Genomic DNA, 15,331 nt, shown 5'->3' on the forward strand with positions numbered 1-15,331 from the left:
GGTGAGAGTTTGAAATGGTTCAACCGATTTAAGGCGGCGGCCAAAGGAGCGGCTGCTGGATGGAAAGGGAAGATGTACGACTTTTCATCTTGGTTCGGTCGTACGTTTTGGGGGATTGATAACAGCAGATTGGCGACAAACGAGACCATTTTTTCCGTTATTTCCCGTTTGGCCAATACGGTTTCTTCGCTGCCGATAAAGCTGCATCAAAGTTATGAACAAAAAACGAATCAGGCTTATGATATTTTGGTCAATGCCCCAAACCCAAATATGAACGGCTTTGACTTTATTAACAAAATGGAAGTATCAAGAAATGAGCACGGTAATGCCTATGCGCTTATTATAAGAGACATTCGGATGCAAGTTGAAGCCCTCATTCCTATTGATCCAACATACGTTACTCCTTTTTTGAACAAGGATGATGAATCATTATGGTATCAAGTGCTTGGAACCGACGGAACTTACTACATCCACAACATGAACATGTTGCATGTAAAACATATTACTGGCGCTTCACGCTGGCAGGGGATAAGCCCGTTGGAAGTTCTAAAAAACACATTGTTATATGATAAAGCGGTCCAAGAGTTTAGCCTGTCAGAGATGGAAAAGAAAGAGAGTCTTGTCATCACTTATGGATCTAACATAGACGAGGAAAAAAGAAAGCAAGTTACCGAAAACTTAAGGACTTTTTATCGAGAAAATGGAGGAGTGTTATTCCAAGAGCCGGGAGTAACTGTTGACCCCATTGACAAGAAATATTTCGCGTCAGACACATTGAAGTCCGAAAAAATCACTCGTTCACGGGTGGCAAACGTGTTTAATGTTCCTGTGTCCTTTCTAAATGACGATGAAGGGCAAAGTTATTCGTCAAACGAGCAAATGATGATTCAATTTGTACAAATGACATTAACGCCTATTGTGCGGCAATATGAACATGAATTTAATCGAAAGTTGCTCACCGAACAAGAAAGGAAACAAGGATATTATTTTAAGTTCAACTTGAATGGTCTGTTGAGAGGGGATATGGCAGCCAGAACACAATTCTACCAGGCAGGTGTAAGGGGCGGTTGGTTTAAGCCGGACGAAATCAGGCAGTTTGAGGACTTGCCGCCGGAAGGCGGGAATGCCTCTGAATTGTTTGTTAGTGGAGATTTATATCCAATCTCAATGGATCCGAGAGAACGCCGTAAAGGAGGTGATAGAAGTGGGGAAGAATCAAAAACCGAATAAATTTTGGGAAATGAAAGCATCTGCCGATGAAAAATCCGCAGATCTTTTTATTTATGGGGCCATTATCAGTGGTTATAAATGGAGAGACGAAGATGTAACCATTACCGAATTTCGTCAGGCTTTAGAAGATTTACCCAAAACGGTCAAGACATTGAACATGTATGTTAATTCTCCTGGGGGTTCAGTTTTTACCACAAATGCAATGATTAATCAGTTGGATCGTATTAAAAACAGGATAACTATTAATGCTTATGTCGATGGGATTGCGGCTTCTGCAGCATCTTATTTAATTATGAAAGCTGACAACATTTACATGTATGAGAATACTTTTCTCATGATTCATAAACCGATGATCACACTGTGGAGTGCAAATGCTGTTGATTGCCGCGAGCAAGCCGATTGGTTAGATAAAATTGAATCTAAAACATGTATTCCGGCCTATAAGGACAAAGGAACCGATCTGTTAACTGATGAAAAAATCGCAGAACTTCTAAACGGGGAGGACAATTGGCTAGATGCTGAAGAAGCAGCAGAATTGTTCAATATCACAATCTTGGAAGAAGAAAAAGACGCAGTTGCATGTGTCGATATTGAGCTTTTAAATCAATATCAAAATGTGCCAAAACACCTTTTCAATGCTGTACAAGAATCAGTTATTTCAGCCGAAGAAATGGCCCTGCGCCAAAAAATCGCTGATGATGCAAAATATTCACAGGAATACACCAAAACAATTTTAGGAGGAATATAAAATATGAAAACTTTGTATGAATTAAAACAAAACTTGTTAACTATTGGGCAACAACTTCAAAAAGTAGAAGGTGAACTTTCTCAAAAAGCTGTAGATCCGGCTGCAACAATGGAAGAAATTCAAAACCTGCAAAAGTCAAAAGATGACTTGAAAGCTCGTTTTGATGTCATTAAAGAACAGCATGACAAAATGGAAGCTGAACAGAAAAAGAAAATTGCGCAGCAAAAACAGGCTCAAGGGCTTTCTGGAGTTGCTGATCCGAAAGAAAAAGTCGTCCAGGCAAAAGCTGAGTTGATTAAAAACGTTATGGCGAACAAGCCTGTTTCCCAAGAAATTTATCAAGCGCTAGGAGACGATAACACAGGCGGGGGGAAATTCCTACCCAAAACGGTAGCGAATGACATCATTTCTGAGCCACTCGTCAAAAACCAATTGAGGGAAATTTCCACTTTTACTGCTATTACAAACCTTGAGATCCCAAAGGTTAATTTTACTCTTGATGATGACGACTTCATCCAAGATAAGGAAACAGCAAAGGAATTGAAAGCTACTGGTGACGTTGTTACTTTCGGACGTAATAAATTTAAAGTTTTTGCAGGAGTTTCTGAAACTGTTTTGCAGGGAACTCACACAAACCTTGTGTCTCATGTAGAAAATGCTCTTCAATCTGGGGTAGCGGCAAAAGAAAGGAAAGTTGCTTTCGCTGAAACACCTAAAACAGGCGAGGAACATATGTCCTTTTACGCGGTAGGTATCAAGGAAATCGAAGGCGACGATTACTATCAAGCTATTAGAAAGGCAATTGCCGACTTACATGAAGATTACCGGGAAAACGCAACAATCGTTATGCGTTACCAAGATTATTCCGACATAATTGAAAAACTAGCAAACGGGAATGCTACGCTCTATAGTGCTCAACCGGAACAAGTCCTTGGGAAGCGTGTAGTGTTCAGTGATGCGGCGGTTAAGCCGATTGTAGGCGACTTCAGCTACTCTCACTTTAACTATGACATTGGTACAACGCTTTACGAGCGTGACAAAGATGTTAAAACAGGTATCGAGCAATTTGTTGTTACGGCTTGGTTTGATCATCAAATCAAGTTGAAATCTGCTTTCCGTATTGCGAAAGTAACTTCCACACCCTAACAAGCCCGTGAATCTCAAGGCGGGTTCCAAGACAGATAAAACTATTACATTGTCCTGGGACTAGCCTTGGGCTCAGGGCTTTTTTAAGGAGGAATGGAGTTGACGACTTATAACGTTTATCGAGATGGTAAAAAAATTAAAAGCGGGCTAACTGAAAAAACATTTACCGATACCGGTTTGACGCCGAATACAGAATACACGTATCAGGTAAGTGCTGAAAATAGTGTTGGTGAGAGTGAGCTATCCGATCCAATCAGAGTCAAAACAACCTACAGCGAACCTACAGCTGTAGATATTTCGCCGAAAACAAATAACTTGGAAGTTGGCGCTACTCGTAATCTATCAGCAGCTGTCACACCGGCCACTGCTAGGCAGACGGTTACATGGTCCAGTTCTGATACAAAAATCGCCACCATCGATGCTAACGGAAAAGTGACAGCCGTTGCTGCAGGAACAGCTACAGTTACGGCCGCATCGACCGAAAAGACGAGCATAAAAGGAACGTCAACTGTGAACGTGACTGAACCGGAGCCTCCTCCAGAAGGTGAAGGGTAATGTTGAATGACGTTAAGGAGTTTTTGAGGGTTGATGGCACCTACGAGGACGGTGTCATCCTCTCATTAATTGAAGCGGCCAAAGCTGAATTAACATTGTCGGGTGTGGCTGAGAGGAAAAAGGCTGACCCGGACTATCCATTGTATGAACTAGCTATAAAGGTGATTGTCACACAAAACTATGAAGATAGAGGACTCGAAAAACGAGACAATAGAGTGCTAGAGACATTGATTTTAAAACTGAAAAACTTCTCAGTTGTGGTGAGTCCGAATGAGTAACGCATCAGATTTGAATACGCGCATTCAGTTTTTTGAATATGCCCCAAGCGACGGCCCTGAACCCGGAGAAGTTGAAAAACGGCAACTGTGGGAATGTTGGGCAGAAATCTATGAGCCTTCCATGAAAGATATTGAATCTCTAAGCACCAACGTCCTTTATTCTGTGACAGCTCGAATCAGGGATCCACGGGGCGAGTACAAGCCTTCAAACAAACATTATTTAGCAGTTCTAGATGATGCTTACCAGGACGATGAAGGGAATTATGTTCGCTTCAATATCAAGAAAATGCATCCCGATGTGAAGGACAAGCGTTTTATCAAAGTTGTAGCGGAGGCGACAGAATGGGCGTCAGGGTAACTGGTCAAGAAAAATTAATTGCCGAACTTGAAAAGCGCTTTGGCAAGGCAGCTATGCAGCGCATAAGCGATAAGGCTTTAAAAGCTGGGGCGGAAGTGTTTGTCAAAGAGTTAAAGGCTCAAGTAAGGACTTTTTCGGATGGGAAAGGACAGTCGAAAGGTCACACCTACGATGAAATAACAATATCCGAACCTTTCACGCAAGCTGGCGCCCGCACTATCAAGGTCCACTGGCGCGGTCCCCACGGGCGTTACCGAATTATTCACTTGAATGAATGGGGAACGGTCAAGAATCCCAGGCCGCGCGGGAAAGGTAAAATAGCGCTTGCTCTCAGAAATGCAGAAAATGCTTATCGGGAAGCAATCAAGAAGGCGATAAGGGAGGGAATCTGATGGATATTCTTGATGAAGTTTATAAGGCTTTGAAATCAGATCCCTTCATTGCTGCAGAGGTCGGCAACAGGATTAAATTTTATGAGTATCCAGCCACAGGTGATAAATTCGGCCCGATTATTGTTCTGGAGGAAGTCGGTCCAGAAATGCCAGGTGATTATGCAGATGACGTTTGGCTAACCGATGACTATTTCATTCACATTGAAGTTTGGGTCCAAGGTGCTGGCGGCAGAACAAAAAGGGACGCCATTGCCAAACAAATTAAGAATATCATGTGGGATAAATTAGGATTTGCGCAGGTAAGCGGTATGCCGCCTGAATGGGACAAGGACACTAACACATATCGTGACGCCCGGCGCTATCGAGGAAAAGCATATCGAGAAGATTTTGACGCCTTATAGGTGTCTTTTTTAATTTAAAAGGAGTGATTAAGTTGGCAACTGGAAAAAGCTATAAAGCAGCTATCAACGTAAATGATTTTCATTATGCTGTGCTGGATGACACTGACAAAGTGAAGGGCGACATTGAACGAGTTAAATTTTTGCAAGAAATCACCGTGGAAGCACAGCAGGAAATTGTAAAAGCTTTTGGAGACGGCGAGGTGGCTGAGATGGCCACGTCAAATGGCCCAATGACAGTTAGCGGGCAATTCCACAAGATTCCGGAAGAAGATAAAAGCGCTTTGTTTGGATTAACCAAGGTTGGTAGTTTAGATGCTTATGGACCGGATTCAAACCCTCCATACGTCGCTATTGTCTTCACGATTGAAGATCAGGACGGAGGAAAAAGCTGGTATGGTCTTGTGAAAGGGAAATTTACAATGCCATCTGTGTCCGGGTCATCAAAGGAAGAGTCCATTGAATTCGGAAACGAAACGGTAGAAGGGGAATTTATGTCCCGCGTGATTGAAGGGCAGAAGGTCATGCGCCTAAGGGGGACAGATGCTCCAGGAGAAACAACTGTGCGGGATGAAATTTTCCAAGCGATTTTCGGAAAACCCTATCCTGGTGCAGAGGTAACACCCTAGACAGCCCGTAAATCTTAAACCAGATTCCAGGACGGATACAACAATTAAGCTGTCCTGGGACTGATTTAAGCTCAGGGCTTTTTTTGCGTTAATTATAATCGAAAGGAAGTAATATAGAATGGCAAATTTAAAACGAAATATGATTGAACTCATTAAGAATCCAGAAGAGGTAATCAAAGGCGGGGAGCCCGAATTCGATAAATACTGGACGTCGCCATTTATCCCTCTTGATGTAACTTTGGAAGCTGTTGATTTTGCAGAAAAGCTGGAGAATGGCGAAATAACAGGAAGCGAATCCATATTGGAAATGGCTGATTTTGTTGCCCAAAAAATATTTAACGGACAATTTACTAAGGATGATATTAGGCAAAGGCTCCATGCGCCGGACGCAATTGATGAATTGCAATCCCAAATTTTCTTTGTTGCACGCGGGGAACAATCTGATGCAACAAAAAAATTCCTGGAGAAGAAGCGTTAACGGATGAGGACTTTTCTTTCTCCAAGCAAAAGGAATACTTACAGAAACTCATCCTTGATCTAACAAAAGAAGGAAAAGACATAAACGAAATTATGAAAACGCCTTTTCACTTTTTAATCGAGTTGTTGCGCGAAAGGAACAAACCTAAAAAAGTGACGTCTGTTATGGACCTTCCTTAAATAAGCCCGCATCATTTTGCGGACTTATTTAGGTATTCGATAAGGGCTGTTTCTATTAAGTTGTTTAAACTTCTGTTTTCTTGTTTTGCCCGTTCCTGTGCTTGTTCTTTTAATTCTTTTCTTAGAGTTAGCATAGTCCTTGTCTTATCGCTCGAAATTGTCATTATGACCACCTCCAGACACATTATAAAGTGTAATCATAATATTGTAAAGGTGATAACACCGTGATATAATGGAGTAGGGGTGAATGGTCTGTGTTAAAAGATTTAATAGAAAACGAAAGTAATAGGTTTGCAAAAGAATTCTACCAATCTTTACTCAGTGACGGATACCGTTTATCTGGGGATTCGAGGTACAAAACATCTAAAGATCGCGTAATGGTTACGTGCCCCAATGGTCACACTTATGGTGTTACTCCATATAAATTTAAATTGGGGCGAAGATGCGTGGAATGTCATCTCGAAAATAAAAGACTTCATTTTGCCAATGAATTTTATGAGAATTTAAAGGATAGCGGTTATGTGATGATAGAGGGGAACAAATATGTGGACTCAACGACTCACGTAAAGGTTAAATGCCCTAACGATCACGTATACGATGTGTCCCCTCGCGTTTTTAATAATGGTTATAGATGCAAAGAATGTTTAAAACTTAGTAAAGTGAAAAAGTTTCACGAAGCTCTACAGAAGGCCCGCTACACTTTAGTAAATGGCAGCAAGTATGAATTTGCTAGAAAACAAGTGGAGGTAATGTGCCCGAACGGACATGTGTATAAAACCACACCAGATAATTTTATGGGAAGCAAAAACAGAGAAGGTAAAAGGTGTACCAGGTGTCACGGTTTCCATAGAATGACTCATGACGAATTTAAAGAACTTGTTAATAAAGAATTCGAAGGTGAAATAACTGTTATAGGTGAGTATGTAAATAGCAACACAAAAGTGTTAGTTCGACATAATAATGATAGGTGTGATAGATATGAGTGGGCGGTCCTTCCGTCAAACTTAGTGGATAAAAGGCAAATGTGCCCTAAATGCGCCGGTAACGCCAGAGAAGGCATTGAAGGTTTTAAGAGGAAAGTACGAGAATTGGAAGGCGATAATTACACCGTGGTTGGCGAATATGTTAATGCCGACACTCCAATAAAAATACGTCACAATAATAAAAGTTGTAATTATTTTGAGTGGAAAGTTGTTCCTTTTAATTTCACTACCCATGGTACTCGTTGTCCTGCATGTAACCAATCGCGCGGCGAAAGGGAAATTAGCAAATATCTTTTGAAGAACAAAATTGATTATATTTCGCAAATAAAGTTTGATGATTGCAGAAACAAAAGACCTTTACCGTTTGATTTTGGCATCTTTGATAATGAAAAATTAATTTGTTTGATCGAATTTCATGGCAAACAGCACTATCAGCCGACAAGGCATTTTGGTGGGGAACATCAATTTAAAGCACGCCAGAAGCGCGATGAAATAAAAAGGAGATATTGCAAAGAAAAAAGCATTCCGTTAATCGAAATTCCCTATTGGGAGTTTAATAATATAAAAGAAATTTTAAACAAAGAACTAAATAAAATCACGGGCAAATTTCAAGCAATCTCTTAAAGACTACCTAATTTTTAGGCAGTCTTTTTTTATTACATAAGAAAGGAGGTAAACCATTTGACAGAACGGATAAAGGGCCTTTCCATCGGCCTGGATTTGGACACTTTGAAAGTAGAGCGTGGACTTACAGGTTTAAAAGACCGCCTTAAAACCGTCAATTCAGAAATGAAACTGAATATGTCTGCATTCGACAGGTCCAAACAGTCTGTAGAAAAATATCAAACTCGCCTTGATGGACTTAACAAAAAATTGGAAGTCCAAAAAGAAGTCACCAAGGCGGCAAAAGAGCATTACGAGGATATGATAAAAGAGCACGGACTCGGCTCAAAAGAAGCCGAAAAAGCGGCCCGTGAATACAACAACCAAGCGGCAGCACTAAAGAACCTGGAAAGATATGTGGACGGCGTTACGCAGGAATTTAAGGAATTCCAAAAACAGCAAAAAATCCAAAGCTCCACACTTTATAAAACCGGTGATTCTCTTGTCAAATTTGGCAGCGGTCTGAAATCCATATCCGATAAAACCAAGGACCTGGGTAAAAATTTAACGAAAAAACTCACTTTACCAGCGGTTGGTGCGGCGTCTGCCTTGGCCGGCATTGCACTTAAAAAAGGCTTTGACCGTCTCGTGGGGATAGACAATGCCCGGGCAAAGTTAAAGGGACTTGGGCATGATGCCAAAGGTGTGGAAAAAATTATGGATTCGGCCCTGGAATCCGTTAAAGGGACATCATTTGGGATGGACGAAGCGGCAACTACGGCGGCCAATGCCGTAGCAGCTGGGGTCAAAGAAGGCAAAGAACTCACAAGGTATCTATCATTGACCGGTGATGCGGCGGCAATAGCGGGAGCGTCTATGAGTGAAATGGGCTCTATCCTAAACAAAGTCCAAACGTCTAATAAGGCATATAACGGGGAATTGCGGCAATTGGCTGACCGTGGCTTGCCAGTTTATGTTTGGTTAGAAGAAGAAGCTAAAAAGGCAGGAATGACCGTTGAAGAAATGGCCAGCAAAGGCATGATTTCTTCCGAAATGCTCATGAACGCCATTGAAAAGAATATTGGCGGCGCGGCTAAAAAAATGGGTGAGGAATCCTTTACCGCGGGAATCGCTAATGCCTGGGCCGCAGTCGGTCGCCTGGGCGCTTCCTTTTTAGATGCCGGCGGAAAAGGCGGGGGTTTTTTCTCTCAGCTGAAACCTTTGGTTGCTGATTTTACAGACAGGATTGACAGCATGGGCGGCATTGCAGAAAAAGCTGGCGTCAAATTCGGGGAAATGTTCACCGGATTGATAGATAAAGTGAAATCAGTAAAGTCATGGTTTGACAACTTATCTCCATCCATGCAAAACATCATCAAAAAAGGTGCATTGATCGGAGGCGCCATAACGGTCGGAATTGGCCCAGCTTTGTCGGTGTTAGGGACGTTTGGCGGGTTTGTGGCCAAGGTTTCAACTAATGTAGGGGAATTATCAAAATCCATCGCAGAGGCCGGTGGATTTTTAAAATGGCTACGTTTAGGATTTACCGCGCTAACTGGACCCGTCGGAATCACGATCGGAATATTGACCTTACTCGCTACCGGATTCATTGTTCTTTATAAACGATCTGAAACATTTCGAGAAGGCGTCGGAAATCTGATTGGCAAACTCAAAGAGCTTGGAGGAAAAGCACTGGCAGGTTTAAAAACCGGCATTGGCGCTGTCATTAGTTTTTTCAAAGAACAAGGAAAAGTGCTGCAAGATTTTTGGAAGCAAAACGGAGATTCCATTATTCAAGCCATATCGAATATAGGAAAAATAGTCGGTGCTGTTTTCAATGGTATTTGGAAAGCCATTCAATTTGTCATGCCAGCTGTCCTGGCCATTATCAAAAGTGTTTGGGGCAATATAAAAGGCGTGATTTCCGGGGCCCTAAAAATCATTATGGGCTTGGTGCAGGTTTTTTCTGGCCTCTTTACAGGCGATTTCAAGAAAATGTGGGAAGGAGTCAAGAATATCTTTTTTGGCGCCATAAAAGTTGTCTGGAACTGGATACAGCTGCAGTTTATTGGAAAAATTCTCAAAGGCGTTGGCGGTCTAGTCAAATCATTTGGTGGATTCATCAAACAGATGTGGACTGGTGCAAAAACGACATTTTCAAATGGTATATCCGTCGTTTGGAACTGGATGAAAAACTCATTTGCTGGCCGTATCATCTCAAATGTCATTAACTTTGTTAAGAATTTTAGGCAAAACATTTCCAATCTATGGCAACGGGTTAAGGAAATATTCTTGAAAAAAATAACAGAAGTAAGAACGTCGGTAACTAATTCCTTTATTGGCCGTATTATCTCAAGTATCTTTAACTTTGCGAAAAACTTTAGACAGAACATATCCAACATGTGGCAACTAGTCAAAAGCAATTTTACCAATAAAATCTCGGAAATCAGAACAGCAATTTCTAACTCATTTGTAGGTAAGATGCTCAGCTCGGTCCGCAACCTTAAAACCAACTTTATAAATCTCGCTAAAGAAATGTGGACGGGTGTCAAGAAGCAATTTAATAATATTGTTGACGGAGCAAAAGGGCTGCCTAAGCGCATCGGTGACGGGATCCGAAATGCTAAAAGCAAAGCCGCAGACGGTATGAAATCCGTTGGTAATTCCATCATTAAATGGGCAGGTAAGCCGTTTAATAAAGTCGTTGACGGGGTCAACTGGATTACTGGAAAACTAGGAATAAAATCTAAAATCGGTAAATGGGACTATCCACAGTACGCAAAGGGAACCGAAAAAGATGGCCATAAAGGCGGTCTCGCCATGATAGGCGAGAAAGGGCGAGAATTGGTCAGGCTACCAGATGGTCGATCATTTATTAGCCCTGACCATCACACAATCCTAGACCTGCCTAAAGGCACGCACGTTATCCCCAATAAGCCGACGGAGCAGATTATTAAAGGTAAGATGCCGCAATATGCGGGTGGTACCGGTCTATGGGATTCTATCAAGGATGTTTGGTCCTATATAACAAACCCATCCAAACTAGTCAAAAAAGTGATGGATAAAATAAGCATCGCCAAAAATTTAGCGCAAATTCCCAACAAAATCGTTAGTGCGGGTTTTAATTATTTAAAAACAAAGCCGGTCGATTTCATCAAGAAAAAGCTGGGGGAATTCACAAGCAATGTTCCTTCTGCAGGCGGCGGTGTTCAGAGATGGGCTGGCGTTGCTACTCGAGCATTAATGATGACTGGCCAATTTTCACCTGCAAACTTAAAAAGATTGTTGTATCAAATGAAAACCGAGTCCGGAGGAAATCCACGGGCTATCAACCTCTGGGACATCAATGCCAAACGCGGAACACCGTCCAAGGGCTTGATGCAAGTCATTGATCCCACATTCCAGGCATACAAGATGCCCGGATTCAATAATATTTGGAATCCACTTGATAACATCTTGGCATCTATCCGTTACGCAGTCGCACGGTATGGTAGCCTGGCAAGAGCTTATCGTGGAGTCGGATATGAGACTGGTGGCCTGATTAAAAATACAGGGTTGTACAAGCTTGCTGAAGGCGGCTGGCCTGAATACGTCATCCCTACGGATCCGTCCAGGCGGACAGATGCCATGAAGCTCCTTGCTTTGGCTGGCAAAGAAATTTCCGGGAATAAGCGGCCACATCAGTTGCCTAATGTCGGGACGAACAATGATGATTCAGTTTTGCGGAAATTGTTGGCGGCGACAATGGAGCAAAACGAGATTTTAAAACAGCTTCTTGCAAAAAATCCCGATCTATATATGGACAGCGAAAAAGTAGGAAAAGCCGTTGAGCCTGCAGTGACGAAACAGCAACAAAGAAAACAGTCAAGGAAAAGGAGGGTGCCTGGATTTGCGTAAATCTATGACATTTAACGGGATGCGAAACGAAGATATCTATTTATTAAGAGGGCGATCCAAGTCGCCCTTTCATCCTTTAAACAGAGAAATAGTAAGCAGGAACGGCAGGCATCGCTTGAAAAATACTGAGCGAGGATTGCTGGAAATAAGCCAACCAATCGGTTTCGTGGCGAAAGAAGATGTAACACAAATGCAAGTGATTGAAAGTTTGACAAACTGGCTAATCACTAAAGATTGGGGCCTGCTCGAATTTGACGATGAACCAGGAAGGACATATACGGCTTTGCTGCAGAACGGAATGGAAGATTTCGAGAAAATTTCATGGCTTAGAGAAGGGACGTTAAGTTTCATAGCTAAAGAAACTATTGGCCCGTCACACACAATCTCAATCGGTTCCTTTTTCCAAACATTTTTGATTAACGGCCAAACTGAAACACCCTGGACAAGCCAAACGCGTTTTACCGTGCCGCAGTCTCAATACGTACTGGAAACCGACACTCTCGGAAAAATCATATTAAACTATGATTTTATTGCTGGGGATATTTTAACGATTGATTACGACAGGCGGGAAGTGCGGCTGAATGGTAAGGATTTAGCCGTCGCTGTATCACTTGAAACCGTGTGGTTTAACTTAAAGGCTGGATATGTGAAGCTGAAGGCAAGCCATGCGACTGAAATGACTTATACGGAAAGATACTATTAGGAGTTGATTATGTGGCAATTACAGCCGGAACGATAAAAGACGTATTAAATCATGTTTTTCGCAATACCCCCATGACATCGCCAAGCAAGGTGTACGTGGGGCTTTTTACTTCATCCGGGGAAGTAAACGGAAATGCATATGAAAGGCAGGAATTGACGTTTACGGAACCATCGGGCGGGATAATTAAAAACGCGGCTGAGGTACGCTTTGCCATTGCAACAGCAGATTGGGGCGAAGTTGTCGGGGCGGGTATTTTTGACGCGGAAACAGGCGGGAAAAGATTGGATGACGCAAACATAGCTGCGGCAAGGATCGTTAGAGAGAATGACCAATTTGTTATACCAGTCGGCAATTATACGATTGAATTGAGGTGAATGATTTGGCCAGATTAAACGCAGCCAACAATGCAGAAGTAACATTAACGCAATCTGTGACAACGGCAGGCACGACAATCACAGTAGATGATGCTAGTGTTTTTCCTCCTGCACCTTTCCGCCTTTCGATAGATGATGAAATCGTGGAAGTTATTGCAGTCAGCGGAAATACCTTGACTGTTGAAAGAGCCAAAGAAGGCACAACCGCAGTGGCACACAATGCAGGCGTGAAAGCTGAAAACCGGTTTACGGCAGGAATGCATAAAGCTTTAAACGATGCCTTGGACGATTTAGAAACCAGCATTGGAAACTTAAATAATTTATCTACTACTGTAAAAACAAACCTAGTTGCAGCAGTAAATGAATTAAAAAGCCAACTAGGTAATCTTGCGAATTTAACAACTGAAGAGAAATCAAATTTAGTTGCTGCAATCAACGAATTACGGCAAGCCTTTGCGACGCATTCGGCGGATTATATACAGTTTAAAGACGACATTACCGCCAAAGTCGAAGGCGCAAGGGTTAATTTAATAGCGTCGCATAATTTAATTGCGAGAATGTGAGGTGATAATGAGTGAGTATACCGGGGCCGCAAAATTTGATAGCAGGAGATATGCAAGCGGGTTTTTTTGGTGAAGTTCCAGCAAGTGAGTTAATAAATGGGCAGGGTTTAAGTAACTTAATTGGTTTGTCTGCTGGAGTATTACAACATTCAAATGAGCCTTGGCTCAAATTCGCATACGAAGGAAAAATTCAATTCGTTGCTAAAAAAACATTTAGATACAACCTGTCTTGGGATGAGTTGAATTTAGTGGGTGTTGTCTATGGCAATAATACAATTGTAATTGATGGACTTAGTTATAAAGTTAGGTTGATGAAGGGGGCTAACAGTGATCCAGCTAATGGAAGTTCAGGGGAAATAAACCACTACAGTGAATGGAATAGGCTTATGTTACCCATACTCAGTGATGCTCCTTTTCATAACTTAAATAATGTTGAAGACGATCTGCCTGTTTGGAATCATGGTTATGGTACTGGAACAGACGGACGGTACACTGGCATCGATATACCTGACAGTCCTCAGAGAGAAGATGGCTATGGTTCGGAAAGTTGGTGTCAAGAGAAAGTAGTTGGCACAAATAATATTATTTCTAGAGGCGGTTCTGGGCTTGCAAGGTCTAGAAGTTTAAGTTCTGCTTACAAATCACCCACTTTTGGTTGGCGACCTGTTCTTGAACTAATGTCGCTTCCTGAAGATGCTTCACTAATAGAAGCAACCGATGCAGTGGCAAACTTAGTTTCTTTTTTACAAGAAAAGAAAAATAAAATAGGTAGTGCGATTACTGGTGTTGATGACAGTGTTGTATTACCTACCGATCCTACATTCCAACAGTTAGCAAACGCGATTGGGCAGATTAGTATAGGAAAAAAGTGGGCGAGAGGGATTATGCCTGATACTCCTTCTAAGACCGCAGAAGTGATAGGTTTGGATTTTTCCCCAAGTATTATCGTTGCTCGTAGCGATTACAGAGCAGGATACGCCAGAATGGAAGGTGTGCTTTCTGTTTATTGGTTAGAGAATAGTTTGAATGTACAAATTTATAATTACAGCAATACATGGTGGGTTATTCAAAATGTATTTTCGAGACTAGGAGACGGCTTTTCCCTTAATCGTTTTAAAGCAGGGACGGAAACCATACAAACGCCGTGGGTAGCATTTGAATAGAGGTGAAAATGTGAAAATCGGAAGAAGGATATATCACGAAAAAGAAACAGGGAATGTCATTATTGACACAGGTGAACGCCAAGGTTATGTAATCCCGACAACTGTCGAGCAAGACATCGAAACATATAAAGCGTTATCCGAACGAAACCGAGACACTTTCGATGTAATAGAACTCGAATACGGTCAATACGCACAAGATTTTGCAGAATGTAACGGTTATCGAGTAAATCCCGGAACAAAGGAACTTGAGTTTAGCTATCCCGATCCGAATGAACCCGAAAAACCGCCTGTTTATCAAAAACCTCTCAGCGAATCTGTCTTGGATAATACAGAATACCTTATTGATGTCGACTTTCGTTTATCTATGGTTGAATTGGGTTTAATTTAATACTATTAAAAAAATTGGAGGAATGAAAAATGATTTTAACTTACCGTGCTTGTAAAACATTAATTGACCGAAAAACTTATGAATCAAAAGAGGATATGCAAACCAAGCTTGATATTTTCTTGCTGAATAATCGTTTAACACAAGCTGAGTACGATGAATTAACGCAACAATTAAGTGCTGCTTAATGTCGCATTCGGATCATTTAACGACGTAAGGAAGATTAGAAAAAACACCAATTAAGGGTGTATTTTTTATGCTTGTTGTTC

General features: G+C 41.7%; 20 protein-coding genes. 19 read left to right on the forward strand and 1 reads right to left on the reverse strand.

All coding sequences use genetic code 11. From position 1 onward, the window contains the following. Positions 1 to 9: 9 nt before the first annotated feature. The 11 genes from DCC39_RS14530 to gpGT all read left to right on the forward strand — a co-directional run bounded on the left by DCC39_RS14530 (position 10) and on the right by gpGT (position 6,391). On the forward strand, positions 10 to 1,230 hold the full coding sequence (locus DCC39_RS14530; RefSeq protein ID WP_116555624.1) for a phage portal protein: 1,221 nt from the start codon (positions 10 to 12) through the stop codon (positions 1,228 to 1,230). Then, positions 1,205 to 1,978, forward strand: a complete 774-nt coding sequence (locus DCC39_RS14535) for a head maturation protease, ClpP-related (protein WP_165820895.1) — start codon at positions 1,205 to 1,207, stop codon at positions 1,976 to 1,978. The genes DCC39_RS14530 and DCC39_RS14535 overlap by 26 nt, the downstream gene beginning before the upstream one ends. A gap of 3 nt (positions 1,979 to 1,981) precedes the next feature. Beyond that, positions 1,982 to 3,124, forward strand: coding sequence for a phage major capsid protein (locus DCC39_RS14540; RefSeq protein WP_116555626.1), 1,143 nt, complete (start codon positions 1,982 to 1,984; stop codon positions 3,122 to 3,124). Positions 3,125 to 3,223: 99 nt separating this feature from the next. Then, complete coding sequence (locus DCC39_RS14545) at positions 3,224 to 3,679, forward strand: Ig-like domain-containing protein (protein ID WP_205948523.1); 456 nt, start codon at positions 3,224 to 3,226, stop codon at positions 3,677 to 3,679. Continuing rightward, a complete protein-coding gene (locus DCC39_RS14550) occupies positions 3,679 to 3,957 on the forward strand; it encodes a head-tail connector protein (RefSeq protein ID WP_116555628.1) in 279 nt (92 codons plus the stop codon). Before DCC39_RS14545 ends, DCC39_RS14550 begins: the two co-directional genes overlap by 1 nt. Then, complete coding sequence (locus DCC39_RS14555) at positions 3,950 to 4,315, forward strand: phage head-tail adapter protein (protein ID WP_116555629.1); 366 nt, start codon at positions 3,950 to 3,952, stop codon at positions 4,313 to 4,315. The genes DCC39_RS14550 and DCC39_RS14555 overlap by 8 nt, the downstream gene beginning before the upstream one ends. Then, entirely contained in the window at positions 4,300 to 4,707 is a 408-nt protein-coding gene (locus DCC39_RS14560) for an HK97-gp10 family putative phage morphogenesis protein (RefSeq protein ID WP_116555630.1), read from the forward strand. The genes DCC39_RS14555 and DCC39_RS14560 overlap by 16 nt, the downstream gene beginning before the upstream one ends. Then, a complete protein-coding gene (locus DCC39_RS14565; RefSeq protein ID WP_116555631.1) occupies positions 4,707 to 5,108 on the forward strand; it encodes a tail completion protein gp17 in 402 nt (133 codons plus the stop codon). The genes DCC39_RS14560 and DCC39_RS14565 overlap by 1 nt, the downstream gene beginning before the upstream one ends. Positions 5,109 to 5,140: 32 nt before the next feature. Next, positions 5,141 to 5,734, forward strand: a complete 594-nt coding sequence (locus DCC39_RS14570) for a major tail protein (protein ID WP_165820896.1) — start codon at positions 5,141 to 5,143, stop codon at positions 5,732 to 5,734. 118 nt (positions 5,735 to 5,852) lie between these two features. Further along, entirely contained in the window at positions 5,853 to 6,212 is a 360-nt protein-coding gene (gpG, locus tag DCC39_RS14575) for a phage tail assembly chaperone G (RefSeq protein ID WP_116555633.1), read from the forward strand. Positions 6,213 to 6,262: 50 nt separating this feature from the next. Next, positions 6,263 to 6,391: a phage tail assembly chaperone GT gene (gpGT, locus tag DCC39_RS19865; protein ID WP_407071862.1), complete on the forward strand. Its 129-nt coding sequence runs from the start codon at positions 6,263 to 6,265 to the stop codon at positions 6,389 to 6,391. Between the two features lie 11 nt (positions 6,392 to 6,402). On the opposite strand, the gene DCC39_RS14580 is transcribed toward gpGT, so the two are convergent. Further along, on the reverse strand, positions 6,403 to 6,555 hold the full coding sequence (locus tag DCC39_RS14580; protein WP_116555634.1) for a DNA-binding protein: 153 nt from the start codon (positions 6,553 to 6,555) through the stop codon (positions 6,403 to 6,405). Positions 6,556 to 6,645: 90 nt separating this feature from the next. Here DCC39_RS14580 and DCC39_RS14585 point away from each other — a divergent pair, with 90 nt between their 5' ends. The 8 genes from DCC39_RS14585 to DCC39_RS19175 are packed head-to-tail and all read left to right on the forward strand — an operon-like array spanning position 6,646 to position 15,250. Beyond that, positions 6,646 to 7,998 carry a DUF2726 domain-containing protein gene (locus DCC39_RS14585; RefSeq protein WP_116555635.1) on the forward strand — a complete coding sequence of 451 codons (1,353 nt, stop codon included), beginning with the start codon at positions 6,646 to 6,648 and terminating at the stop codon, positions 7,996 to 7,998. A 57-nt stretch (positions 7,999 to 8,055) separates the two neighbouring features. Next, complete coding sequence (locus DCC39_RS14590) at positions 8,056 to 11,874, forward strand: tape measure protein (RefSeq protein WP_116555636.1); 3,819 nt, start codon at positions 8,056 to 8,058, stop codon at positions 11,872 to 11,874. Further along, a complete protein-coding gene (locus DCC39_RS14595) occupies positions 11,867 to 12,577 on the forward strand; it encodes a distal tail protein Dit (protein ID WP_116555637.1) in 711 nt (236 codons plus the stop codon). The genes DCC39_RS14590 and DCC39_RS14595 overlap by 8 nt, the downstream gene beginning before the upstream one ends. A gap of 11 nt (positions 12,578 to 12,588) precedes the next feature. Beyond that, positions 12,589 to 12,951 (forward strand): phage tail fiber protein, encoded by a 363-nt coding sequence (locus DCC39_RS14600; RefSeq protein WP_116555638.1) that lies wholly within the window; start codon positions 12,589 to 12,591, stop codon positions 12,949 to 12,951. Positions 12,952 to 12,956: 5 nt separating this feature from the next. Next, complete coding sequence (locus DCC39_RS14605) at positions 12,957 to 13,514, forward strand: hypothetical protein (RefSeq protein ID WP_116555639.1); 558 nt, start codon at positions 12,957 to 12,959, stop codon at positions 13,512 to 13,514. Between the two features lie 11 nt (positions 13,515 to 13,525). Continuing rightward, positions 13,526 to 14,677: a hypothetical protein gene (locus tag DCC39_RS14610; RefSeq protein ID WP_116555640.1), complete on the forward strand. Its 1,152-nt coding sequence runs from the start codon at positions 13,526 to 13,528 to the stop codon at positions 14,675 to 14,677. 10 nt (positions 14,678 to 14,687) lie between these two features. Beyond that, positions 14,688 to 15,065: a hypothetical protein gene (locus DCC39_RS14615; protein WP_116555641.1), complete on the forward strand. Its 378-nt coding sequence runs from the start codon at positions 14,688 to 14,690 to the stop codon at positions 15,063 to 15,065. A 29-nt stretch (positions 15,066 to 15,094) separates the two neighbouring features. After that, positions 15,095 to 15,250 carry a hypothetical protein gene (locus DCC39_RS19175; protein WP_165820897.1) on the forward strand — a complete coding sequence of 52 codons (156 nt, stop codon included), beginning with the start codon at positions 15,095 to 15,097 and terminating at the stop codon, positions 15,248 to 15,250. Positions 15,251 to 15,331 lie beyond the last annotated feature (81 nt).

Origin of the sequence: Pueribacillus theae (genome assembly GCF_003097615.1) — a bacterium.
GTDB lineage: Bacteria > Bacillota > Bacilli > Bacillales > UBA6769 > Pueribacillus > Pueribacillus theae.

Bases quoted from the DNA above. Each gene is read 5' to 3' on its own strand.
- DCC39_RS14555 (WP_116555629.1), top strand. From the start codon at position 3,950: ATGAGTAACGCATCAGATTTGAATACGCGCATTCAGTTTTTTGAATAT.
- DCC39_RS14550 (WP_116555628.1), top strand. From the start codon at position 3,679: ATGTTGAATGACGTTAAGGAGTTTTTGAGGGTTGATGGCACCTACGAG.
- DCC39_RS14560 (WP_116555630.1), top strand. From the start codon at position 4,300: ATGGGCGTCAGGGTAACTGGTCAAGAAAAATTAATTGCCGAACTTGAA.
- DCC39_RS14565 (WP_116555631.1), top strand. From the start codon at position 4,707: ATGGATATTCTTGATGAAGTTTATAAGGCTTTGAAATCAGATCCCTTC.
- DCC39_RS14580 (WP_116555634.1), bottom strand. From the start codon at position 6,555: ATGACAATTTCGAGCGATAAGACAAGGACTATGCTAACTCTAAGAAAA.
- DCC39_RS14540 (WP_116555626.1), top strand. From the start codon at position 1,982: ATGAAAACTTTGTATGAATTAAAACAAAACTTGTTAACTATTGGGCAA.
- gpG (WP_116555633.1), top strand. From the start codon at position 5,853: ATGGCAAATTTAAAACGAAATATGATTGAACTCATTAAGAATCCAGAA.
- DCC39_RS19175 (WP_165820897.1), top strand. From the start codon at position 15,095: ATGATTTTAACTTACCGTGCTTGTAAAACATTAATTGACCGAAAAACT.